Here is a 19,535-nt window from a genome sequence, read left to right on the forward strand (position 1 = left end):
ACGGACCTGCAGACTGAGTCAGCTGGGTAGCGCGCCTTGCGACCCCGGCGCACCCGTGGCGCGGGCGATGTGGGGGTCCGGGCCCTGTCAGACTGGGGCCGTGCCCAGCATCAACGAGCGCGCCCGCGTCGCAGCCGACCGGAGCACGACGGCTCAGACGCTCCACGAGCTCGCCTCGGACACGTCCCCCCAGGTGCGACAGGCCGTCGCCACGAACCCATCCACGTCCGTCGAGGTCCTCGACGTCCTGGTGCGGGACGAGACGTGGGCCGTGCGGTTCGCGGTCGCTGAGAATCCCGGTCCGCACGCTCTCGCCATCGCTCTGGCGGCGTCCGACGCCGACGTGCGTGGGCGCGCGGCACAGCGCGACGACCTCGACGCGGTCGGCGCCCAACGCGTGCTCCGCGACCCCATGCACACCGTGCGTGAGCGACTGGCTGAGGTGACACAGGATGCGAGCGTGGTGGCAGCGCTGGCGCGGGACCCGCATCCGGCTGTTCGCTCGACCATCCTTCTCAATCCGACGCTGAGCGAGGCCGACACCGAGATGCTGGCGTCGGATCCGATCGCCCAGGTCCGCGCAACGGCGGCGGGATGTCGAAGGCTGCGACCAGAGACGCTCAGCCGTATGGCGGACGACCGATCCTCCGTGGTCCGGTGGTCAGTTCTCGTCGACAACCCCGAGCGGCTGGACCTGGCACGCAAGATCGCTGAGGATCCCGACGAGATGAACGCCAGTCAAGCGAAGGCCCAGCTGGCGCGCCCGCGCGACTTCACGGCGTTCCTCGGCGAGATCGATCTCATCGACTGACAGTCAGACCACGCCTCGTGGACCGTGTCGGTCCTGGACGCCGACAGTGCCAGATCCAGACAGTGCCAGATCCACGGGACCTGCGTCCCCGCCGAACGAGAGTAAAGAAGACGTCAAGGCGCGAGACCAAAAGACGGGACGCGGGTCCGGCGGAGCCGCCACAATGTCCTGCGATGTTCACCGCCCTGATCCGATACCTCACCCCGCCGTCCCGGCTCGCGGGTCGTCTCTCGACCCAGTCGCTGCTGTTCGCGCTGGGCGAGGGCACGTTCATGGCCGGGTCGGCGGTCTTCTTCACCGAGGTGGTCGGCCTGACCGGGCCGCAGGTCGGCCTCGGCCTCACCCTCGCCGGGATCGCGGCCTTCATCGCGGCCTACCCGATGGGCAAGGTCGTCGACCGGTTCGGGCCGAAGCGGTGCTGGGCGATCAGCTCGGCGGGCCAGGCGATGCTGGTGTGCTCGTGGCCGTTCATCGACACCTTCGAGGGCTACGTCGCTCTCGCGGTGTCGCTGGAGGTCGTGGGATCGCTCGGCAACGCGGCCCACGGTGCCTACACGATCGACGTGCTGCCGGCCGCGGAGCGGGTGGAGTCGCGCGCCTACATGTACTCCGCGCTCAACGTCGGCTTCACCCTCGGCGCGCTGGCCGGCGGCGTCGCGCTCGCGACCGAGTCGCTCAGCGTGATCTCCGCGCTCCCCTGGTTCACCGCCGCCGTCTTCGCGCTCAACGCCGTGAACATCACCCGGCTGCCACCGGCGTCGCACGACCTCAAGACGACCGAGGAGCGCAAGGTCAGGGTCGAGGGACCGGGTCCGCTGAAGAACGTCGGGTGGCTGTTCGCCAACTTCTGCAACGGCACCCTGTGGACCAACCAGGTCATCCTCAACCTCGTCATCCCGCTGTGGCTGGTGCAGAAGACCGACGCGCCGTGGGTGGTGCTCGCGTTCCTCTTCGGCACCAACACGGTCATGTGCATCCTGCTGCCGCTCGCGGCCGCCAGGAGCGTGCGCGACCTGTCGACCGGCCTGCGCGCGATCCGGGTCTCGACGCTCTTCTTCATCGTCTCGTGCGTGATCACGCTGACGACGCACCACAGCCTCGGCATGCTCACGATCGTCCTGTTCTTCCTGGGCCACATCACGCTGACAGGGGCGGAGCTGTTCCTGTCGGCGGCGAGCTGGACGTTCGAGGCCGAGCTGATGGACCCGCGGCGACGCGGGGAGTACCAGGGCGCCGCCGAGCTGATGAGCACCCTGGGCCGGGTCTGGGCACCGGCCCTCTACACGTTCCTGGTGATGGACTGGAGCTCGCTGGGCTGGCTCGTCATCGCCGCGCTCGTCACCCTGGCGGCGGCCGGGCTGCACCCGGCTGTGCGGATGGCGCGCCGCTTCCTTGAGGAGCACGTGCCGGCCGACGTCCTCGCCGACGCCACCTCGTCGCTGAAGGTGCAGATCCCCGCGCCGCTCGGGCCGCCCATGGTCGAGCAGCCCGCCGAGCCCGGGGGCGTCTCGCCCGTCGACGTGCTGCCAGAATCCACCGGTGACCTCACCCGCTGACTGGCTCGCCGGCGCCCGGCCGCGCACCCTCCCCGCCGCCGTGGCCCCGGTCCTCGCCGGCACCGGCGTCGCGGCCTTCGTCGACGGCGTACCGCTCGGGGACCTCGCGTGGTGGAAGGCGCTGCTCGCCCTCGTCGTGAGCCTCGCGCTGCAGGTCGGCGTCAACTACGCCAACGACTACTCCGACGGCATCCGCGGCACCGACGCCGACCGCGTGGGCCCGATGCGGCTCGTCGGGTCCGGTACAGCGACCCCGCAGGCCGTGAAGACGGCGGCCTTCGCCGCCTTCGGGGTGGCGGGCGTGGCCGGCCTGGTCCTCGCGGCCACCACCGCGTGGTGGCTGGTCGCGGTCGGGCTGGTGTGCGTCGTCGCCGCCTGGTTCTACACCGGCGGCAAGACGCCCTACGGCTACCTCGGCCTCGGCGAGGTCATGGTCTTCGTCTTCTTCGGCCTCGTCGCCGTGATGGGTACGACGTTCGTGCTGACGCAGACCTGGGAGTGGCCGGCGCTCTACGCCGGGGTCGGCATCGGCTCCCTGGCGTGCGCGATCCTCGTCGCCAACAACCTGCGCGACATCCCCACCGACACCGTCGCCGGCAAGCGCACGCTCGCCGTGCGCCTGGGTGACGAGCGCACCCGCTACCTCTACGCCTTCCTCGTGCTCGTCGCGGCCGCCGCAGTGGTCGCGATCGCCGCCGCCACCACCTGGTGGGCGCTCCTGGGCCTCGTCTTCCTCGGCCGCGCCGTCGCCCCGACGCGAGCGGTGCTGGGCGGGGCGCAGGGCCCGGCGCTCATCCCGGTCCTCGCGGCCACCGGCGCCTCCGAGCTGGCCTGGTCGGTCCTCGTCGCGGTGCCGCTGCTCGTCCGGGGCTAAATGCGTCGCCGGTCGGCGACGCCGCTGGCTACGGTGCTGGACGTGGACTACGACTTCGCGACGCTCGACTTCCTCGACGACTCCGAGGACGCGGTCGCCCGACGCCGGGGCTGGATCGGCGCGACCCTGCGCGGCTTCCGCGAGCCGCGTCCCGACGACGAGGTCGTGAAGCGCTGGACGACTCACTACCGCGCGGACCGCGCGAACGTCACCGGCGCCTGGCTGCCCGAGGGCGAGTTCGGCGCCGGTCCCATGCCGGTGGCGACCTACGCCAGCTTCGACAAGACGCTCAACGCCGGTCGCGAGCTCCTGCCGCTGCGGATGATCACCGACGTCACCACGAGCGCGACCCACCGCCGCCAGGGGCTGCTGCGCCGGCTCCTCGAGGACGACCTCGCCGACGCCGTGGCCCGGGGCGTCCCGATGGCGGCGCTGACCGCCTCGGAGGCCGAGATCTACGGCCGCTGGGGCTTCGGCCCGGCCACCTTCAACCAGACGGTCGAGCTCGACACGTCGGCCGGCTTCGCCCTGCGGCCCCACGTCGACCCGGGGCGGGTCGAGATGGTCGAGCCGGCCGACGCCTGGCCGCACGTGAAGGCCGTCTTCGACGCCTTCCACGCCCGCCAGCGCGGCTCGGTCGAGTGGCCGGCGGCCTACGAGGACATCCACACCGGTGCCTTCGACTTCGAGACGGGCGCTCCCAACACCAAGATCCGCGCCGCCGTCCACCTCGACCCCGACGGCACCGTCGACGGATTCGTCATCTACTCGTGGGGCGAGGACTACACCGTCAAGGTCGCCGAGATGATCACGCTCGCCCCGGCCGCGCAGCTGAGCCTGTGGTCCTTCCTGGCCCACACCGACCGGGCGAAGAAGGTCACCTTCAACCTGGCCCATCCCGACGACCCGCTGCGGTGGGCGCTCGTGGACGTCGACCGGCTCAAGCTGACCGCGAACCGGCACTTCCTCTGGCTCCGCGTGCTCGACGTCCCGCGCGCCCTCGCCGCCCGTCCGTGGGCCGCGGACGACTCGCTCGTCCTCGAGGTCGACGACGCCCAGGGCCACGCGGCCGGCCGGTTCCGGATCACCACCCGCGACGGCGTCGCCGACGTCCGACCCACCGAGGACGACCCCGACGTGCGGACGAGCGCCGAGACGCTCGGCACGATGTACGCCGCCGGCGTACCGGTCCGGCAGCTGCACCGCGCCGGCCGCATCGACGCCAGCCCCGATGCCGTACGACGACTCGGTGCCGCCGCCGACCTCGACGACGAGCCCTACAACCTCACGGGGTTCTGAGCGACAGGTCGCGCCCGAGGAGCGAGCCGAGCCGGGTCACCTCGTCGGCCAGGCCGGGCGGGGAGCAGGTCGCCTCCAGGTCGGGGCCGTCGAGCCGCCACGTGCCGGCCACCACCCCGCCGACGACGACCGGGTTGGCACCGCGGGTCATCGTGGTGCGATGGCCGGTCGGCACGACCCACGTGTCCTTGGTGCCTGGCCCCATCACCCAGTCGTCCTTGCCGGGCAGCAGCACGACGGTCGGGGCGGGTGTGGTGGCCGCGAGCTCGTCGGCGCGGTCGGCCGGGAGCCACCGCCGCTCCCCGTCGACGTCGGCCTCGACCAGGCTGTCCTCGACGGCGGACCACCAGCGCGTGAGCCGCGCCCGTCCCGCGCTCAGGCCGCCGCCCAGCCACTGCTCGAGGAGCTCCGGGGTGGTCGGACCGTAGGCGTCGAGGTAGGCCAGGACGGCCCGGGGGCCGGCCTCCTCGAGCGGCGGGACACCGGTCCAGCCCGACGCCACCGCTGGGCTCTGCAGCAGCAGGTCGCCCTCGGTCGAGGGCGCGAGGGAGACGTCGCCCTGCCAGGCGAAGGGCTTGAGCAACGTGATGTTGGGCTCGGCGAACTCGGTCGCCAGGTGTGCCCAGCGGCCGCCGGCCACCGCGTCGGCGATCGCCTGCGGGGGCACGGGTCCGGTCGCCACGACCTCGCGGACGAGGGCGCGCAGGTCGGGCCACTCGTCGGCGGGGAGCCGGTAGTGCTCGACCCAGCTCTTCAGCGCCCACTGCCGCCCGGCCGAGCGCAGCGCGAGGTAGTCACCGGCGGTGGCCGGGTCCATCACCTGCACCGACCCGCGGAAGGAGAAGGTGCGCATCAACCGGCCGTCGGCCAGCGCCCGCCGGACCTCGCCCGGCGAGCCCGGGTCCGCCAGCCGCCGGCGCACGGACAGGTCCGGGTCGGAGCCGAACACCGAGACGGCCCCCAGCGTGCGGACGACCTCGACGACGTCCCCGGCGCCCGCGAGCAGGTGCTGGCGCCCGAGGCGCCACGCGAGCGCCTGCTGCCGGGTCACCGCCAGCGTCGCCGCCACGGGTCAGTCCGCGTCCTCGCGGGCCTTGCGCTCGTCGAAGGCGGCCGCCGCGCGGGCGGCGCGCGCCTCGACGCGCTCGGCGAAGGCGGCGCGCTGGCGGTCGAGGAGGAAGTAGGAGGCGATGCCGGAGACCAGGAAGGCCAGGATGATCGCGAGGAGGAGGTTGTAGGTGCCGTCGAAGAGCAGCGCCATGATCCCGACGACGATGCCGAACGACGCGAGGAACAGCGCGATCCTCATGGCGGTGTAGACGACGAACTCCTTCACGGCCTCCACCTTAGGTCGAGCGGTCTACATTGGAGGAATGCTGAAGGTCCTGCTGGTCGTCGCGGTGATCGCCTTCGTCGTGTGGACGCTGGTGCGGCTCTCGCTCAGGCGCCTCGACGGTGGGTCCGGCGGGTCACAGAGCCGGCTGATCGCCCCGGACGACGACCCGGACTTCCTGCGTGGCCTCGACCGGCGCAAGGACGTCGACGACAGCTGAGCCCGCGCGGTGGTGCACCACTGAGTGCTCCGCGCCGCTGCTCTCGGCGTACGAGTGCTGGCTCGAGCTGCTGAAGAAGTTGATCCCGATGAAGTTGAACCAGAGCGTCGCGACGCCGACCATCGCCAGGTAGGCCGCGTTGCGGCCCCGCCAGCCGGCGGTGGCCCGGGCGTGGAGGTAGGCGGCGTAGACCACCCAGGTGATGAACGCCCACACCTCCTTCGGGTCCCAGTTCCAGTAGGCGCCCCAGGCCTGGTGCGCCCAGATCGGGCCCGTGATCAGCACCGCGAAGGTCCACACCGGGAAGCCGAAGGCGTGCATCCGGTAGGACAGCCGGTCGAGCTTGGGGAGCTCGGGCAGCCGCGCGAGGTAGCCGGTCTGCTTCGTCGAGCGGCTCTTGACCAGGTAGAGCCCGGACAGCAGCGCACCGATCGTGAAGGCGCCGGTCGAGATCACCGCGGAGACCACGTGGATGACGAGCCAGTAGGAGTTGAGCGCGTCGGGGAGCGGCAGGACCGCGTCGTCGAGGCCGAGGAAGGCCGCCATCAGCGCGGCGACCACGAAGGTCGTCACCAGCGGACCGAGCCAGTCGGTGCCCCAGACCCGCGTCACGACGAGGAAGGCGAGCGCGACCACGAAGGTGCCCGCGATCGTGAACTCGTACATGTTGCCCCACGGCACCCGGTTGGGGTCGGCGGCGAGCCCGCGCGCGACGAGCGCCACGAAGTGCACGGCCACCGCGAACGACGTCAGCAGGATGCCGAGGCGGCCCGCCATCGCCGTACGACGGTCCTCGACCTCCTCGTCGGAGGCCAGCGTGCGCAGGCCGGCGAGCTCGACGAAGTAGGCGAGCATCGCCAGGAAGTAGAGGACCGAGGCGGCCTCGATGCCCTGGTAGCTGAAGACTTCCCACTGTCCGTCGGTCACGACGTCTCCTTCTGCGGGGCCCGGAGGGACTCCACGATGTCTGCGAGCTCGGTGCTCTCACCGGGGACTGCCCCGTTGGAGCGGTCGAGGCGGGCGACCTCGACGAGGGTGGTGCCGTCGTCCCGGCGCCTGGCGCGCACCCAGACGCGGCGCGGACGGATGAAGAGCGAGCCGAGCAGCCCGATCAGCGCGGCGACCATGCCGGCCAGCGCCACCAGCGAGCCCGGGGTGCGGCTGACCTGGATCTTGTTCCAGCGCTGGAGGCCGTCGAAGGTCACGCTGCCCAGCCCGTCGGGGAGGGTGACGGTGTCGCCCGGGCGCAGGTCCATCCGGAAGGGCTGGCCGTCGTCCTTCAGCAGCTGGGTGGCGTTGCTCTTGTCGAGGACGTAGACCGACGACGCACCGCCGTCGTCGACCCCGACGTCACCGGTCCAGACCTGGAGCGACAGCAGCGGGTTGCCGGCCGCGCCGAAGATCGACGCCGGCATGGTGAGGTTGCCGTCGGCGTCCTTGCCCATCGCGAACGTCGGGTAGAAGGTGCCTTCCAGGCCGAGCTGCTCGGGCTTGGCGAACGGCGCCTTGATCACGCCGAACGACTCGAAGGTCTGCGCGTTGATCGGCAGGAAGACCGCGGGTCCGCTCTTGGTGATGTTGCCCTCGCCGTCGCGGATCGTGACGACGGGCGCGTAGCCGTGGCCGATCAGGGAGATGTCCGTGCCGCCGATGCTGAGCGGGTGGTTGACCTTGAGGTCGTACTGCTCCGTCGGGGCGTCCTCGTCGGTCCTGTAGTCGAGGTGGGCGACGAAGTCGCGGGCCATCCCGGCACGCGCGCCCTGCGCGATCCACGAGACGTCGAAGTCGGTGATCTTGAAGGAGAACGGCTCCATCACCGAGGGGTCGAAGAGGTTGCCGGGAGCGAAGTCGTCGTACTGCGACAGGGTGTTGGAGAAGCCGTAGTCCTTGCCGTTGAGCAGGATCACCCCGCCCTTGTAGCCGAAGAGGCTGCCCGACGCGACGCCGACCAGCACGACCAGCACGGCGAAGTGGAAGACCAGGTTCCCGGCCTCGCGCAGGTAGCCGCGCTCGGCGGAGACCGCGTCGCCGCGCAGGACGCGGAACCGTCGCCGGCGCAGGACCTTCGCGGCGCGGGCGAGCACGGCGTCCACGTCCTCGTCGGTGGTGTACGACGTCGACTCGGGCAGACGCAGGAGGTTGCGAGGCGCCTGCGGGGGCTTGGCGCGCAGGGCGCGCGCATAGACGAACAGGCGCGGGATGATGCAGCCGACGAGCGAGATCATCAGCAGGATGTAGATCGCGGAGAACCAGACCGAGCCGTAGACCGAGAACAGGTCGAGGCGGTCCCAGATCGGTGCGAGCCGGGGGTGGTTGTCGCGCCAGGTGGTGACGGCCAGGGAGTCGATGTTCTCCTGCGGGATCACCGAGCCGGGGATGGCGGCGAGCGCGAGCAGCAGCAGCAGCACCAGCGCCGTACGCATCGAGGTGACCTGGCGCCACGTCCAGCGGAACAGCTCACGGGCGTTGAGGTCCATGGGCAGCGCGGTGGCCTGGCGGTCGTCGGACGGCCGCTTCTGTAGGTCGGTCACAGCGGCGTCCAGAAGCCGAGGACGGTGGCCTGCAGGTCCTGCACGATGCGCTCCCACCATCCGCTGACGAGCAGGAGCCCGACCACGATCATCATCGCGCCGCCGAGCCTCATGATCAGCACCTGGTGGCGACGCACGACCTGGAAGGCCGCGATCATCCGGCGGTAGGCGAAGGCCGCGGCGATGAAGGGCAGGCCGAGACCGAGCGCGAAGACCGCGGAGAGCACGGCCCCGCGGCTCGCGGTGGCCTCGTTGACCGAGAGCACGTTGATCGCGGCCAGCGTCGGGCCGACGCACGGGGTCCAGCCGACACCGAAGAGGAAGCCCAGGACGGGCGCGGCGGCGAGCCCCACGGCGGGCACCTTGTGGACGCGCCAGTCACGCTGGAGGAAGCCGAAGCCGCCGAGGAACGCGACCCCGAGCAGGATCGTGATGATGCCGAGGACGATGTTGAGCTGGCTGTAGTGCACGAACAGCCAGGCGCCGGCCGCGCCCGTGAGGCTGCCGAGCAGCACGAAGACGACGGCGAAGCCGAGCACGAACAGCACCGCACCGAGCACCATCCGGCTTCGCCGGGCGTCCTCGAGGTCGGCGCCCGAGACGCCGGTGGCGTAGGAGAGGTAGCCGGGCAGCAGCGGGATCACGCACGGGCTGAAGAAGGACACCAGGCCCGCGGCGAGCGCCACGGGCAGGGCCAGGACCATCGACCCGGACATGGCCGTGTCCTGCAGCCAGTCGTTCACTTCTCCGCCCCCTCCACGAGCGCGACCAGCGTGCGCACGCTCGGGATGCGGCCCTGCACCGAGGCGGCGATCCGGCCCTCGGCGTCGAGGACGACGGTGCTCGGGATCGACCGCGGGCCGAGGGTGCCGGCGAACGCGAACAGCGCCGCACCGTCGCCGGAGTAGATGGAGGGGTAGTCCACCTCGAGGTCGCGCACGAAGGCCGACGCGTCGTCGCGCGAGGCGTCGCGGATGTTGACGCCGACGAAGGCGACGTCGTCGCCGAGCTGGTCGGCGGCCTCGTTGAGGTCGGGCTGCTCGGCGATGCAGGGCGGGCACCAGGACGCCCACACGTTGACCACGACGGGCTTGCCGCGCAGGTCGGCCAGGTCGACCGGCTCACCCTCGAGGTCGTCGCCGGTCAGCGTGACCGGATCACCGCGGTCGGCGGAGGCGACCTCCTCCGGCACGCCGGCACCGGTGATGTAGCCCTTGTCGCCGGTGCCGGACAGGCCCGAGCACCCGGCGAGGAGGAGCAGGGACACGAGGAGCGCGAGCGGGCGGACGACCCTCACGGGTGGTCCTGCTCGGCCGCGCCGCCGGAGGAGAACGGGGCGGAGCGGTCGCCCACGGGGATCAGGTCGCCGGCAGGCTCGGAGTAGCGGACCTGCACCATCCGGTCGTCGTCGAAGACGATGCTGGTGAGCGAGCAGAGCGTGCACTGGCGCCGCTTGGGGTGGTGGAGGTAGCTGCGCTTCTCCAGGAACAGGCGCGTGGTCCAGATCGGCAGCTGGTGGGACACGACGACGGCCTCGTGGCCGACGGCTGCGTCCCGGGCGTCGTGGATCGCGGCGACCATCCGGCCGACGATCTCGTCGTAGGGCTCGCCCCACGACGGCTTGCGGGGGTCGTACATGTGGCGGAGCAGCTGGGGGTGCTTGAGGAACGTCTTCGCGCCCCCGCCGAAGTTGATCCCCTCGAACTTGTTGGCCGACTCGATGACCCGCGGGTCGACGACCGGTGCCAGGTCGCGGGCGCGGGCCAGCGGCGCCGCGGTCTCCTGGGCGCGCTCGAGCGGCGAGGTCCGCATGTGCACGATGTCGCGGTCGCCCACCTCGTCGGCGACGCGCTGCGCCATCCGGTGGCCGAGCTCGGAGAGGTGGAAGCCGTCGCGGCGGCCGTAGAGGATGCCCTGGGGGTTGTGCACCTCGCCGTGGCGGAGCAGGTGCACGATCGTCTCGACGCCCATGTCAGTGTCCTCCCGCTGCCGCGGCCGCGATGGCGGCCGCCGGGAGCGCGTCGATGATCGTCGAGATCGCCCGGTCGTCGTGGGCCGCGGAGACGAACCACGCCTCGTAGGCCGACGGGGGCAGGTAGACGCCCTGGTTGAGCATCGAGTGGAAGAACTCCGCGTAGGCCCCGGTGTCCTGCTGGCTGGCCTCGGCGAAGTCGTGGACCGCGCCGTCGCGGAAGAACACCGAGAACATGGTGCCGGCCGACTGCACCACGTGCGGCACGCCGGCGGCCCTCAGGTGCTCGGCGACCGCGTCGCGGATCGTGGTGGCCGTCCGGTCGAGCTGGGCGTAGACCTCGGGCGTCGCGAGCCGGAGCGTCGCGAGCCCGGCGGTCGTCGCCACCGGGTTCCCCGAGAGCGTGCCGGCCTGGTAGACCGGGCCCTCCGGGGCGAGGTGGGCCATGAGGTCGGCGCGACCGCCGAAGGCCGCGGCCGGGAACCCGCCGCCCATCACCTTGCCGAAGGTCATCAGGTCGGGCACCCAGCCCTCGATGGCGCCGTCGAGGCCCCAGCCGCCCTGCTCCGTGGCGCGGAAGCCGGTCATCACCTCGTCGGAGATGAAGAGGGCTCCGTGGGCGCGGCAGGTCTCGGAGAGGAAGGAGTTGAAGCCGGGCGACGGCGGGACGACGCCCATGTTGCCGGGCGAGGCCTCGGTGATCAGGCACGCGATGCGGGGGCCGTGCGCCTCGAAGGCGGCGAGCACCGCCTCGCGGTCGTTGAAGGGGAGCACGAGCGTCTCGGCCGCCGACGACGCAGGTACGCCGCTGGTGCCGGGCACCGCGAGCGTCGCGACGCCGGAGCCGGCCTCGGCCAGCAGCGGGTCGACGTGGCCGTGGTAGCAGCCGGCGAACTTCACGACGAGGTCGCGACCGGTCGCGCCGCGCGCCAGCCGGATCGCCGACATGGTGGCCTCGGTGCCGGACGAGACGAAGCGGACCCGCTCGACGGGGGTGCGCGCCACGATCTCCTCGGCGAGCTCGACCTCGGGCTCGGTGGGGGTGCCGTACGACGTACCGCGGGCCACCGCCCCGGCAACGGCCGCCTGCACGTCGGGGTGCGCGTGACCGAGCAGCATCGGGCCCCACGAGCAGATCAGGTCGACGTAGTCGTTGCCGTCGGCGTCGGTGAGCCAGGCCCCCGAGGCGGACGTGATGAAGCGCGGGGTGCCGCCGACGGCGTTGAAGGCGCGAACGGGCGAGTTGACGCCTCCCGGCGTCACGGCGCGCGCACGCTCGAAGAGCGCCTCGCTCGCCGCCGTCCTGGAGAGGAAGGTCTCGGAGGTCACTGGCTCATTGTCACGCAGGCCTGCAAGCGCGACCCAGTCGGGACGGTCCCCGGGCGGACCCCTGTGGGTTGGCACACATGTAACCCGCGCGTAACTTGGGGTGAAGAGTTGTCGTTGTCAGGTGTGAGGGGCCCCACACGGGGCATCATGACGGGACTTGATCCGCCAGTTCACTTGGGAGATGAAAGACATGTCGAAGTTCGGCTCCGTGCGTCGGGCCACCGCCCTGGTGCCGCTGGCCGTGCTCTCCGCCGCCTGGACCGCGAGCCTCGCGGGCGTGGGCGTCGGCACGGCGAGCGCCGACTCCGACGGGTCCGAGACGCTCCCCGACGGCACCAGCCTCCCCGCCGCGGTCATCGAGGCACCGGCCAGCGTCGGCGACGACGCCCTCACCCGCGCCGCCGCGCTCACGCCCGGCAAGGCCAGCGACATCCCGCAGGCCGCCCTCGCCGCCTACCAGCGCGCCGAGGCCGTGATCAACAAGGCCGACCCGTCCTGCCAGCTGCCGTGGGAGCTCATCGCCGCGATCGGCCGGGTCGAGTCCGACCACGGCAGGTTCGCCGGCAACTCGCTCGACGGGCAGGGCGTCGCGACGCCGGGCATCTACGGCGTCGCCCTGAACGGGAAGAAGGGCACGCAGCTCATCCCGGACACCGACGGCGGGCAGTACGACGACGACACCCGCTTCGACCGCGCCGTCGGTCCGATGCAGTTCATCCCCTCGACCTGGGCGGTCGTCGGCGTGGACGGCGACAACGACGGCACCCGCAACCCCCAGGACGTCGACGACGCTGCGCTCGCCACCGCGGTCTACCTCTGCTCGGGTGACGACGACCTGTCGCAGGAGCAGGGCCAGCGGGCCTCGATCTACCGCTACAACCACTCCAACGCCTACGTCGACCTGGTCATGCAGATCATGCAGGCCTACCTGGACGGCGACTTCAGCGCGGTGCCCACCTCGACGCTGACCTCCGGCGTGATCCTGCCCGACCCCTCGTCCTCCCCGACCAAGGGCTCGACCGACGTGCGCCCCGGTGGCAAGGGAGGCGGCAAGGGAGGCGGCAAGGGCGGTGGCAAGTCCACGCCGACCACCACGCCGACCCCGACCTCCAAGCCGACGCCGACCCAGACGCCGACCAAGACGCCCACCCAGGAACCGACGCAGACGCCGACCCAGACGCCGACGAACACACCCACCGGCCTGCCGACCGAGATCCCGACCGAGCTGCCGACGGTCATCCCGACCATCCCGCTCCCCACGGTCGTGCCGACGGTGCTGACGGTGGCCCAGGCGACGACGCAGTGCCTGGCGTCCGGGATCTCCTCGCTCGACCTCGCGGCGCTCAACGCCTGCATCAACGACCTGATGAACCCCTGACCCTGCCGCCGACCCAGCGTGCGCAGCTCGACGCCTGCGTAGCAGCATTGCTCAACCCGTAGCCGCTGAGCGGTGTGTGAGCCACATTTCGCGGGTCGTGAATGTGGGTGGCTCACCGCTCCCCGCGTGTCGGCGTACGACACTCCCGCAGGCGGTGTGTGAGCCACATTCCGCAGCGCAGCAATGTGGCTCACACACCGCTCAGGCGGACGGCGAGTGCGACCGGAGCCCAGGCTCAGCGGCGGAACAGGCTCGCGGCCTCCGCGGCCCAGTAGGTCAGGATCACGTCGGCGCCGGCGCGGCGGATCGAGGTGAGGGTCTCCACGATGGCGGCCTCGCGGTCGATCCAGCCGTTGGCGGCGGCGGCCTCGACCATGGCGTACTCGCCGGAGATGTTGTAGGCCGCGACCGGGATGTCGACGGCGTCGCGGACCCGGCGGATCACGTCGAGGTAGGCCAGCGCCGGCTTCACCATCACGATGTCGGCGCCCTCCTCCACGTCGAGGAGCGCCTCGCGGACGCCCTCGATGCCGTTGGCCGGGTCCTGCTGGTAGGTCTTGCGGTCGCCGGTCAGTGACGAGTCGACGGCCTCGCGGAAGGGGCCGAAGAAGGCCGAGGCGTACTTCGCGGAGTAGGCGATGATCGAGACGTGGCTGTGCCCGGCCGCGTCGAGCGCCTGGCGCACGACGGCGACCTGGCCGTCCATCATCCCGCTCGGGCCGACCATGTCCACGCCCGCGGCGGCCTGGGCGAGCGCCATCTCGGCGTACGCCGCCAGCGTCTGGTCGTTGTCGACCTCGCCGTCGGGCGTGAGCACGCCGCAGTGGCCGTGGTCGGTGAACTCGTCGAGGCACAGGTCCGACATGACCGTGAGCTGGTCGCCGACCTCCGCGACGACGTCGGTGATCGCGAGGTTGAGCACGCCGCCGGGGTCGATGCCGCCGGAGCCGGTGGCGTCCTTGTGCTCGGGGATGCCGAAGAGCATCACGCCGCCGAGGCCGAGCTCGGCCGCCTCGGAGACCGCTGCCTTGAGCGAGTCGCGCGAGTGCTGGACGACACCGGGCATCGTGGAGATCGGCCGCGGCTCGTCGATGCCCTCGCGCACGAAGACCGGCAGCACCAGCTGGCTCGGCAGCACGTGGGTCTCGGCGACCATCCGGCGCAGCGCCGGGGTGCGGCGCAGCCGCCGCGGTCGGATGAGCGGGGCCTGGATGTCGATCTCCTCGGTCACCCGCTCATCCTCTCGCGTCGGTGGTGACTACTTCGCGCGGGCCTTGCGGCGACCGGACGCAGTGCGCTCGCTGGGGCGGGTGACCGGCTCGCCGGCCTCCAGCATCGCGAGGCGGCGCGAGGAGCCGAAGTCGGCCAGCGCGTCGACGAGGACCTCCACGTCGGGCGACGGTGCGAGCACGTCGACCCGCAGGCCGTGCTCCTCCGCCGTCTTGGCCGTGGCGGGGCCGATGACCGCGATGATCGTCGACGGGTGCGGCTTGCCGGCGATGCCGACGAGGTTGCGCACGGTCGAGGACGAGGTGAAGACGACGGCGTCGAACTTGCCGGTCTTGATCGCGTCGCGCACCGGCGCCGGCGGCGGGGTGGCCCGCACGGTGCGGTAGGCGGTGACGTCGTCACACTCCCAACCGAGGTCGATCAGGCCGGCGACGAGGTTCTCCGTGGCGATGTCGGCGCGCGGCAGGAAGACCCGGTTGATCGGGTCGAGCACGTCGTCGAAGGGCGGCCAGTCCTCGAGGAGGCCGGCGGCGGACTGCTCGCCGGACGGCACCAGGTCGGCACGCAGGCCCCAGTCGGCGATCGCCTGGGCGGTCTTGTCGCCGACCGCGGCGATCTTGAGGCCGGAGAAGGCACGCGCGTCGAGGCCGTACTCCTCGAACTTCTCGCGCACCGCCTTGACCGCGTTGACCGAGGTGAAGGCGATCCACTCGTAGCGGCCCTCGACGAGGCCGCGGACGGCCTTGTCCATCTGGAGCGGGTTGCGCGGCGGCTCGACGGAGATCGTCGGCACCTCCTCGGGCACGGCGCCGTACTCGCGCAGGCGACGCGACAGCGAGCCGGCCTGCTCCTTGGTGCGGGGCACCAGTGCGCGCCAGCCGAAGAGCGGCTTGGTCTCGAACCACGACAGGGTCTGGCGCAGGTCGACCACGTCGCCGACGACGATGATCGCCGGCGGTGCGATGCGCGCGGACCGGATGTCGCCGGCGACGTTCGCGAGGGTCGAGATGAGGGTCTGCTGCTCGGTCGTGGTGCCGACGCGGGTCACCGCGACGGGCGTCTCGGCGGAGCGGCCGGCCTCGACGAGGGCGGCGGCGGTCTCGCCGATGCTGCCGACGCCGGAGAGCAGGACGAGCGTGCGGTCGTCGGCGTACGCGCTCCAGTCGACCTTGTCGCCGCAGGTGACGACGGCCATCTCCTTGTGGCGCTTGGTGGTCAGCGGGATGCCGGCGTAGGCCGGGACCGCGCTCACCGAGGAGACACCGGGCACGACGTCGAAGCCGACGCCGGCCTTGGCGCAGGCCTGCGCCTCCTCGGGGCCGGAGGCGTAGAGGAACGGGTCGCCGGTCATCAGGCGGACCACGCGCTGCTTCTTGCCGTGGCGTACGACGACCTTGCCGCGCGCCGCGTGGGTCAGCGGCTGGCCGTCCTCGCCGAAGCCGCCGTCGACGATCTCCGGGCCACCCTCGAAGCCGCCCTCGGGGCCCTCGACGAGCCCGAGGAGCTGCCGGACGAGGTCGACGTGCTCGGGCGCCTCGGTCACGATCACGTCGGCGGTCTTGATGAGCTCCACGGCTCGCACCGTCAGCAGGCCCGGGTCACCGGGACCGGCGCCGACGAACGACACCCAGCCCGGGTTGGCGGGGGTGGTCTCCTGCGGGGTCTGTACTCGCGTCATGCGTGCTGGTTCCTCACTGGTGGTCCCTGTTCACTTGGTGCCGTCATCAGGTCTGCTGCTCCCTCGGCGAGCATCTCGCTCGCGAGGCGTTGTCCGAGTCCGGCGGCGTCGTCGACGGGGCCGCTGGCGCTCATCCGCACCGACAGTCCTCCGTCCTCCGAGAGGGCGATCGCACGCAGCCAGAGCTCCTCCCCGTCGTCGCCCTCGACGACGTCGGCGAGCGCACCCAGCGGGGCCGAGCAACCGGCCTCGAGGGTGGACAGCACCGCGCGCTCGGCGGTGACCGCGGCGCGGGTCGAGGGGTCGTCGAGCTGCGCCAGCGCGGTGACGAGCTCGTCGTCGCTGCGGCACTCGATCGCGAGGGCACCCTGGCCGGGCGCGGGAAGCATCTGGAGCGGGTCGAGCACCTCGGTGACCTCGTCGAGGCGGCCCAGTCGCGCGAGCCCGGCACGAGCGAGCACCACGGCGTCGTACTGCCCCTCGCGGACCTTGCGGATCCGGGTGTCGACGTTGCCGCGGATGCCCTCGAGCTCCAGGCCGAGGCCGAGCGCCGCGAGCTGGCTGACGCGACGCGGCGACCCGGTGCCGAGGCGGCTGCCGACCGGCAGCTCGCCGAGGGTGAGGCCGTCGCGGGCCACGACGACGTCGCGCGGGTCCTCGCGGGGCGGGACCGCGGCGAGCGCGATGCCGTCGGCGGGTGCGGTCGGGAGGTCCTTGAGGGAGTGGACGGCGACGTCGACGCGACCCGCGAGCAGGGCGTCGCGGAGCGCGCTGACGAAGACGCCGGTGCCGCCCATGGTGGCGAGCGGGGCGCTGCTGACGTCGCCCTCGGTCGCGACCTCGACGAGCTCGACCTCGCGGCCGAGGCGCTCGCGGATCAGGTCGGCGACGTGGCCGGACTGGGTGGTGGCGAGGGCGGAGGCACGGGTGCCGAGGCGGATCGGGGCCTGGGCAGGTGTCTGAGCAGGTGTCTGGGTCACGACTTGCCCTCCGCCCGGGTCACGCGGTCCACGGCCTGCGGGTCGAGGCGGAACAGCTCGGCGAGCGCTGCGGTGTAGGAGACGGCCGGCTCGGCGTCGGCGAGCTCCTTGACCCGGACGGTCGGCTCGTGGAGCAGCTTGTCGGCCACGCGGCGCACGGTGTGCAGCACCTCGGCGCGGGTGGCCTCGTCCAGGTCGGGCATGCGGGCGGCGAGCCGCTCCATCTCGGCGTCGACCACGGCGGTGGCCATCGAGCGCAGCGCGACGACGGTCGGGGTGACGCTCGCCTGGCGTCGTACGGCCAGGAAGGCGGCGATCTCCTGGCCGACGATGGTGCGTACGTCGTCGACGCCGGCGGTCGCCTCGAGGCCGCGTAGCGCATCGGCGAGGCCGGTGAGGTTGATCAGCTCGACGCCGGGCAGCTCGGCGAGCTTGGGGTCGACGTCGTGCGGCAGGGCGAGGTCGATGACCGTCACCGGACGGTCGCTGCCGCCGCGGGCGGTGACCACGTCGGCCAGCCGGACCAGGGGCTCGGGCGCGCCCGTGCACGACACGACGATGTCGGCGGTGGCGAGCTCGTCGACGAGGCGCTCCAGCGGCAGCGACGTGGCACCGTACTCGTGGGCGAGGCGCTCGGCGCGGGCCGCGGTGCGGTTGAGGACGGAGATGCTGGCGGCGCCACCGCGCGAGAGGTGGGCGACGGCGAGCGAGGCCATCGCCCCGGCACCGATGACGACGGCGCGCGCACCGGCGACGGGCGTGGCGCTGCGCTCGAGCGCGGTGCTCACCAGCGAGGGAGCGGCGCGGTCGATGTCGGTCTCGGCGTGGGCGCGCTTGCCGACGCGGAGCGCCTGCTGGAACAGGGTGTTGAGGGCCGGGCCGACGGTGCCGTGCTCCTGGCCGATCCGCAGCGCGTCGCGGGTCTGGCCGAGGATCTGGCCCTCGCCGACGACCATCGAGTCGAGGCCGGCGGCCACCTGGAAGAGGTGCGAGACCGCGCCCTCGTCGTAGTGCACGTAGAGGTGGCGCAGCATCGCCTCGGTCGGCTGCTCGGCGCGCGCGACGAGGAGGCCGGAGACGTCCTCGACGCTGCCGTGGAAGCGGTCGACCTCGGCGTAGACCTCGAGGCGGTTGCAGGTCACGATCGCGGTCGCCTCGGTCACGTGCTCGCCGGCGACGACGTCACCGACCAGCTTGATCGCGCCGTCGGGGTCGAGTGCGAGCTTCTCGAGGAGCCCGACGGGTGCGGACTTGTGGGAGATCCCCACGACCAGGACGCTCATGACAGGACCTCCGTCTCGATGGCCCCCGCCTTGCGCTGCTCGTGGTACGCCAGGATCTGCAGCTCGATCGACAGGTCGACCTTGCGTACGTCGACCCCCTCGGGCGCCGACAGGACGGTCGGCGCGAAGTTGAGGATGCTGGTGATGCCGGAGGCGACCATCCGGTCGGCGACCGACTGGGCGGCGACAGCCGGGGTGGCGATCACGCCGATGGAGACGTCGTGCTCGGCGACGATCGTCTCGAGGTCCTCGAAGCTGCGGACCTCGAGGCCGGCGACGACGTCGGTGTGGCGATCGGGGTCGGCGTCGAGCAGCGCGACCACCCGGAAGCCGCGGCTGCGGAACCCGGAGTAGTTCGCGAGCGCGTGCCCGAGGTTGCCGATGCCGACGATGACCACGGGCCAGTCCTGGGTCACGCCGATCTCGCGGGCGATCTGGTAGCGGAGGTACTCCACGTCGTAGCCGACACCGCGGGTGCCGTAGCTGCCGAGGTAGGACAGGTCCTTGCGCAGCTTGGCGCTGTTGACCCCCGCCGACGCGGCGAGCTCCTCGCTGGAGCAGGTGGTCGTGCCGCCCTCGGCGAGGCCGGTCAGGGCACGCAGGTACACGGGAAGCCTGGCGACAGTTGCTTCGGGAATGTCCCGTGCAGAGTCGGGGGTCCGTGCGGTCACAGCTGCTTCTTTCCAGTCCCGCGAACCTCGCGTGGACTCCGTCACTGTAGGAGTTTGTGAACGGGAGAACAAAACGAGCGGACGTCGGGCTAGCACATGTGAGATGACCCACCTGTGGCGGGGTGCTCCCGACTTGCACACGGGGCCTCCGAGGGCGTAGAGGACGTCGCCCCGGCGGCCCTCTCCCGCCCCTCGCTGACCGCTGGTCGAGCAGGGCGCCCCGCGGTCGGTGGTCGAGCACGGGCGACCGCGGTCGCTGGTTGAGCAGGGCGCCCCGATCGCCGCTGGTTGAGCAAGGCGCCCCGCGCCCGTGTCGAAACCAAGGCTCCCCACCCTCCACCGTTGGTCGAGGAGGGCGCCCCGCGCCCGTCACGAGACCAGACCCTCTCT

Annotated in this window: 19 protein-coding genes; 6 read left to right on the plus strand and 13 right to left on the minus strand. The window is 72.0% G+C overall.

The window, feature by feature from the left end; all coding sequences use genetic code 11:
• Positions 1-100 precede the first annotated feature (100 nt).
• From EUA93_RS03835 to EUA93_RS03850, 4 genes are all read left to right on the plus strand, one after another.
• The gene (locus tag EUA93_RS03835) at positions 101-811 is read left to right on the plus strand and encodes a variant leucine-rich repeat-containing protein (protein ID WP_129398869.1); all 711 of its coding nucleotides are present in this window, start codon (positions 101-103) and stop codon (positions 809-811) included.
• 173 nt (positions 812-984) lie between these two features.
• Entirely contained in the window at positions 985-2,367 is a 1,383-nt protein-coding gene (locus EUA93_RS03840; RefSeq protein ID WP_129398870.1) for an MFS transporter, read from the plus strand.
• The gene (locus EUA93_RS03845) at positions 2,351-3,241 is read left to right on the plus strand and encodes a 1,4-dihydroxy-2-naphthoate polyprenyltransferase (protein ID WP_129398872.1); all 891 of its coding nucleotides are present in this window, start codon (positions 2,351-2,353) and stop codon (positions 3,239-3,241) included. Before EUA93_RS03840 ends, EUA93_RS03845 begins: the two co-directional genes overlap by 17 nt.
• Before the next feature lie 42 nt (positions 3,242-3,283).
• On the plus strand, positions 3,284-4,540 hold the full coding sequence (locus EUA93_RS03850; protein WP_165355045.1) for a GNAT family N-acetyltransferase: 1,257 nt from the start codon (positions 3,284-3,286) through the stop codon (positions 4,538-4,540).
• On the opposite strand, the gene EUA93_RS03855 is transcribed toward EUA93_RS03850, so the two are convergent.
• Both EUA93_RS03855 and EUA93_RS03860 read right to left on the minus strand, forming a co-directional pair.
• Entirely contained in the window at positions 4,527-5,609 is a 1,083-nt protein-coding gene (locus EUA93_RS03855; RefSeq protein WP_129398876.1) for a DNA glycosylase AlkZ-like family protein, read from the minus strand. The genes EUA93_RS03850 and EUA93_RS03855 overlap by 14 nt on opposite strands.
• A 3-nt stretch (positions 5,610-5,612) precedes the next feature.
• The gene (locus EUA93_RS03860) at positions 5,613-5,876 is read right to left on the minus strand and encodes a DUF4229 domain-containing protein (protein ID WP_129398878.1); all 264 of its coding nucleotides are present in this window, start codon (positions 5,874-5,876) and stop codon (positions 5,613-5,615) included.
• A gap of 37 nt (positions 5,877-5,913) precedes the next feature.
• Here EUA93_RS03860 and EUA93_RS03865 point away from each other — a divergent pair, with 37 nt between their 5' ends.
• Complete coding sequence (locus EUA93_RS03865) at positions 5,914-6,093, plus strand: hypothetical protein (RefSeq protein ID WP_129398880.1); 180 nt, start codon at positions 5,914-5,916, stop codon at positions 6,091-6,093.
• Here EUA93_RS03865 and ccsB read toward each other — a convergent pair.
• The 6 genes from ccsB to hemL are packed head-to-tail and all read right to left on the minus strand — an operon-like array spanning position 6,010 to position 11,925.
• Positions 6,010-7,020 carry a c-type cytochrome biogenesis protein CcsB gene (gene ccsB, locus EUA93_RS03870; protein WP_129398882.1) on the minus strand — a complete coding sequence of 337 codons (1,011 nt, stop codon included), beginning with the start codon at positions 7,018-7,020 and terminating at the stop codon, positions 6,010-6,012. The genes EUA93_RS03865 and ccsB overlap by 84 nt on opposite strands.
• Positions 7,017-8,624 (minus strand): cytochrome c biogenesis protein ResB, encoded by a 1,608-nt coding sequence (resB, locus tag EUA93_RS03875; RefSeq protein ID WP_242497227.1) that lies wholly within the window; start codon positions 8,622-8,624, stop codon positions 7,017-7,019. Before resB ends, ccsB begins: the two co-directional genes overlap by 4 nt.
• Positions 8,621-9,367, minus strand: a complete 747-nt coding sequence (locus EUA93_RS03880; protein ID WP_129398886.1) for a cytochrome c biogenesis CcdA family protein — start codon at positions 9,365-9,367, stop codon at positions 8,621-8,623. Before EUA93_RS03880 ends, resB begins: the two co-directional genes overlap by 4 nt.
• Positions 9,364-9,921 (minus strand): TlpA family protein disulfide reductase, encoded by a 558-nt coding sequence (locus EUA93_RS03885; RefSeq protein WP_129398888.1) that lies wholly within the window; start codon positions 9,919-9,921, stop codon positions 9,364-9,366. Before EUA93_RS03885 ends, EUA93_RS03880 begins: the two co-directional genes overlap by 4 nt.
• Entirely contained in the window at positions 9,918-10,595 is a 678-nt protein-coding gene (locus EUA93_RS03890; protein ID WP_129398890.1) for a histidine phosphatase family protein, read from the minus strand. Before EUA93_RS03890 ends, EUA93_RS03885 begins: the two co-directional genes overlap by 4 nt.
• Before the next feature lies 1 nt (position 10,596).
• A complete protein-coding gene (hemL, locus tag EUA93_RS03895; RefSeq protein WP_129398892.1) occupies positions 10,597-11,925 on the minus strand; it encodes a glutamate-1-semialdehyde 2,1-aminomutase in 1,329 nt (442 codons plus the stop codon).
• A gap of 181 nt (positions 11,926-12,106) precedes the next feature.
• Here hemL and EUA93_RS22155 point away from each other — a divergent pair, with 181 nt between their 5' ends.
• Positions 12,107-13,303, plus strand: a complete 1,197-nt coding sequence (locus tag EUA93_RS22155) for a lytic transglycosylase domain-containing protein (protein ID WP_129398893.1) — start codon at positions 12,107-12,109, stop codon at positions 13,301-13,303.
• A gap of 235 nt (positions 13,304-13,538) precedes the next feature.
• On the opposite strand, the gene hemB is transcribed toward EUA93_RS22155, so the two are convergent.
• Genes hemB through EUA93_RS03925 form a run of 5 tightly spaced genes read right to left on the minus strand, consistent with a single transcriptional unit; the run spans position 13,539 to position 19,145 of the window.
• A complete protein-coding gene (gene hemB / locus EUA93_RS03905; RefSeq protein WP_275937855.1) occupies positions 13,539-14,534 on the minus strand; it encodes a porphobilinogen synthase in 996 nt (331 codons plus the stop codon).
• Positions 14,535-14,561: 27 nt separating this feature from the next.
• Positions 14,562-16,211 (minus strand): bifunctional uroporphyrinogen-III C-methyltransferase/uroporphyrinogen-III synthase, encoded by a 1,650-nt coding sequence (locus tag EUA93_RS03910; protein ID WP_129398895.1) that lies wholly within the window; start codon positions 16,209-16,211, stop codon positions 14,562-14,564.
• Positions 16,208-17,191, minus strand: coding sequence for a hydroxymethylbilane synthase (gene hemC / locus EUA93_RS03915; protein ID WP_242497228.1), 984 nt, complete (start codon positions 17,189-17,191; stop codon positions 16,208-16,210). The genes EUA93_RS03910 and hemC overlap by 4 nt, the downstream gene beginning before the upstream one ends.
• A complete protein-coding gene (locus tag EUA93_RS03920) occupies positions 17,188-18,474 on the minus strand; it encodes a glutamyl-tRNA reductase (RefSeq protein WP_129398897.1) in 1,287 nt (428 codons plus the stop codon). Before EUA93_RS03920 ends, hemC begins: the two co-directional genes overlap by 4 nt.
• Positions 18,471-19,145 carry a redox-sensing transcriptional repressor Rex gene (locus tag EUA93_RS03925; protein WP_129398899.1) on the minus strand — a complete coding sequence of 225 codons (675 nt, stop codon included), beginning with the start codon at positions 19,143-19,145 and terminating at the stop codon, positions 18,471-18,473. The genes EUA93_RS03920 and EUA93_RS03925 overlap by 4 nt, the downstream gene beginning before the upstream one ends.
• Positions 19,146-19,535: the final 390 nt, after the last annotated feature.

It is taken from the genome of Nocardioides oleivorans (assembly GCF_004137255.1).
In the GTDB taxonomy this organism is placed as follows: Bacteria; Actinomycetota; Actinomycetes; order Propionibacteriales; family Nocardioidaceae; genus Nocardioides; species Nocardioides oleivorans.

What these genes read in the sequence shown, in the direction of transcription:
- EUA93_RS03865 (WP_129398880.1), top strand. Translation starts at nt 5,914, where the DNA reads ATGCTGAAGGTCCTGCTGGTCGTCGCGGTGATCGCCTTCGTCGTGTGG.
- EUA93_RS22155 (WP_129398893.1), top strand. Translation starts at nt 12,107, where the DNA reads ATGAAAGACATGTCGAAGTTCGGCTCCGTGCGTCGGGCCACCGCCCTG.
- EUA93_RS03890 (WP_129398890.1), bottom strand. Translation starts at nt 10,595, where the DNA reads ATGGGCGTCGAGACGATCGTGCACCTGCTCCGCCACGGCGAGGTGCAC.
- EUA93_RS03910 (WP_129398895.1), bottom strand. Translation starts at nt 16,211, where the DNA reads ATGACGCGAGTACAGACCCCGCAGGAGACCACCCCCGCCAACCCGGGC.
- EUA93_RS03920 (WP_129398897.1), bottom strand. Translation starts at nt 18,474, where the DNA reads ATGAGCGTCCTGGTCGTGGGGATCTCCCACAAGTCCGCACCCGTCGGG.
- EUA93_RS03840 (WP_129398870.1), top strand. Translation starts at nt 985, where the DNA reads ATGTTCACCGCCCTGATCCGATACCTCACCCCGCCGTCCCGGCTCGCG.